General features: G+C 69.0%; 1 protein-coding gene and 1 pseudogene. Both read left to right on the top strand.

Annotation, left to right across the window (positions count from 1 at the left end; genetic code table 11):
* Positions 1–151 (top strand): annotated as a pseudogene (locus BHU15_RS41145) (glycoside hydrolase family 6 protein); the annotation flags it as partial.
* A gap of 776 nt (positions 152–927) precedes the next feature.
* Positions 928–1265: VOC family protein (locus tag BHU15_RS07200; protein ID WP_069626410.1), on the top strand; the 338-nt coding region annotated here is incomplete at its 3' end.

Raw genomic sequence — 1265 nt, forward strand, 5'->3', positions numbered from 1 at the left:
CGGGGCCGTCAGCCAGACGGGCGGCGGAGCCGAGATGTTGCTGTGGCTGAAGACCCCCGGTGAGTCCGACGGCAACTGCGGAGTCGGCGCCGGCTCCGTGGCCGGTCAGTTCCTCCCGGAAGTCGCGTACAAGATGATCTACGGATACTGAACCGCCCGATCCGTCGTTCTGATGGCCGTCCTGGTCACGCCCTCGTTGCCCGCGGGCGCGAGGCTCGCGCCGGGTCCGACACCGGACCGAACTCCCGGCAGTCCCCGCCCGAGCGGCGAGGCCGGGACACGGGACCCGACCGTGCGGCTCCAGCAGGACGGCTTACCCGCCCCGACCATCAGGAGCACCGCCCCAGCGCCCGAACCCGATACTCCGGCTGCCGCACCGCCCTCCCCTTCGCTCCGGCGCCGGCGGACCCGAGCCGCAGCAGCGACGCCCTCATGCAGGCGTTGGACAACCTGATCACCAGCGGTGAGTACGCAGACATCCTCAAGGCTCAGGGCCTGGAGGGCGGCGCCGTCTCCAAAGCAGGAATCGTTCATCACGTCCTCGGGGGCGAGGCAGAACATCGGCGTCGGGCACCCGGCCGATGGCCGGCCACGACTTTCGACCTCTGCTGATGCGGTGAGCAGCTCTGGCCACTCACAACCTAGGGTCCACCGGGAGCCGGTGCGCTGGGTCTCACGACCGGGAGCGACACCGGCCGGGAGTTCATGTCGCTTCCGCATCAAAGCGACACGTCTTGAACGTGGCACGGCGAGTGCACGGATATCGCGCGAAATCATGGGCGGTTCGTTGCCGGAGGCGTACACCCGCGACGGAGAACCACGGCAGTTCCCCGTCGTCGGATGTCGAGAACGCGGCACCGGCTCCGTCCCAGGGGTATCAGCGGCCACCACCGGCGGCACGGAGAAGACGAAGAAGGAGAAGGAAGCATGGCGATTCAGCGGATGGACAACGTCGGCATCGTCGTCGAGGACATGGACGCCGCCGTCGCGTTCTTCGTGGAACTCGGTATGGAGCTGGAGGGCACGGCGGAGGTCAAGGGCCTCGTCGCCGACCGGTGCACCGGACTCGACGGCGTCCACTGCGACATCGCGATGGTCCGCACCCCGGACGGACACAGCCGGCTCGAACTCGCGAAGTACCGCACCCCCACCGCCACCGCCGACGAGCCACGCAACCGGCCGCACAACATCCTGGGCACGCACCGCGTCATGTTCGCCGTGGACGACCTCGAAGACACCGTTGCCCGCCTGCGCCCCCACGGGGC

The sequence above is a fragment of the Streptomyces niveus genome, assembly GCF_001723055.1.
In the GTDB taxonomy this organism is placed as follows: Bacteria; Actinomycetota; Actinomycetes; order Streptomycetales; family Streptomycetaceae; genus Streptomyces; species Streptomyces niveus.